Below are 1,391 nucleotides of genomic sequence, written 5' to 3'. Positions count from 1 at the left end.
GCCCATTCAATTTCTATCTTGTGCGTTTTAAACATTTTTTATCCTTAATGACCAGTGTTTAAATCTTTGATTGCTCAAATTCTGGTTGTGCGTAGCATATTTTCAAGCTCTGGGGTAGACAACAAGTTACTTCTATCCTTTTGGTAAAAAAAGAAGAAAACCGCATTAAATGTGAAATGGTAAGCAATCCTATCCCATAATAACTTATCAGCTTTTAAAAATTTTAACTGAAAGAAACACGTTGAAAAAAATGGGTGTTTTTTTAAATACCACCCCCATTTTTCTTTTAGCGACGCAAACCTAATTTCTTAATAAGTGTTTGATAACGATTTTGGTCAACTCCTTTAAGATAATCAAGAAGGCGCCGGCGTTGAGACACCATCTTCAAAAGACCACGACGAGAATGATTATCTTTTTTATGAGATTTAAAGTGGTTTGTTAAATTAGAAATACGTTCAGAAAGTACAGCAATTTGTACTTCTGGTGATCCTGTATCACCAACTTTATTTGCGTATTCTGCGACAAGAGCTTGTTTACGTTCAGCTGTAATCGACATCGTATTATCCTTTCCAAAAACGAAGAAACATAAAGTCACCCACAGCCGAGATGTCGTTCAGCAAGGGTCTGTTAAGAAACAAAAAGAGTCGAAGACTCTTACCTATTCTCGTTCTTATATAGGAAAGAAGGTTAAAATACTAGTCCTTAACAGCATTTTGAAGTCTTTCTCTAAATCAAGGGCTTTTATTTAGAAATATTGATTTAAAGAGGGTTTTATGAGAATTTTTAAAGAATTATGCATCCTTTTGATACAAAAATTATTGCGTGTGTATGGTAAAAAAATGATAAATACCGATTTGGAGGAAAAAGATGCAGAGCATTTCAACATTAAAGCTTTTCCGTAATTCGGTATTTCGAAATTTATGGTTATCGACTCTTATTTCTAATTTAGGGGGATTGATACAGGCTGTTGGAGCAGGGTGGTTAATGGCGTTGATTAGTTCTTCGCATTCCATGGTTGGGCTTGTTCAAAGTGCGACAACGTTACCACTTGTTATGTTTTCTTTGATGGCAGGGGCCTTAGCTGATAATTTTAATCGGCGTCAAATTATGTTGTGCGCACAAATTATGATGATGGTCATATCCATGAGTTTAGCTGTTTTAGCCTATCTGGGATTTCTCACACCTTGGCTTTTATTATGTTTTACGTTTTTGATTGGATGTGGCACGGCTTTTTATAATCCTTCTTGGCAAGCAACGATAGGAGATATTGTGAGCAGGGAAAATATTCCTACTGCTGTTAGTTTGAATAGTGTTGGCTTTAATTTGATGCGGAGTGTTGGCCCTGCGATTGGTGGTGCCATTATTGCAACTTTGGGTGCATCTGCTGCTTT

General features: G+C 36.1%; 2 protein-coding genes. One reads left to right on the top strand and one right to left on the bottom strand.

Features of this window, described 5'->3' with window-relative positions; translation table 11 throughout:
- Nucleotides 1–286 precede the first annotated feature (286 nt).
- Entirely contained in the window at nucleotides 287–556 is a 270-nt protein-coding gene (gene rpsO / locus ACFIO3_RS13140; RefSeq protein ID WP_005774142.1) for a 30S ribosomal protein S15, read from the bottom strand.
- A gap of 311 nt (nucleotides 557–867) precedes the next feature.
- Here rpsO and ACFIO3_RS13135 point away from each other — a divergent pair.
- On the top strand, nucleotides 868–1,391 hold a 524-nt coding region (locus ACFIO3_RS13135), incomplete at its 3' end, for an MFS transporter (protein ID WP_375704604.1).

It is taken from the genome of Bartonella sp. AD328YNZD, assembly GCF_042196425.1.
The sequence above is the reverse complement of the archived record's forward strand: the minus strand, read 5'-3'. Positions and strand labels throughout refer to the sequence as shown.

Bases quoted from the DNA above. Each gene is read 5' to 3' on its own strand.
- rpsO (WP_005774142.1), bottom strand. From the start codon at position 556: ATGTCGATTACAGCTGAACGTAAACAAGCTCTTGTCGCAGAATACGCA.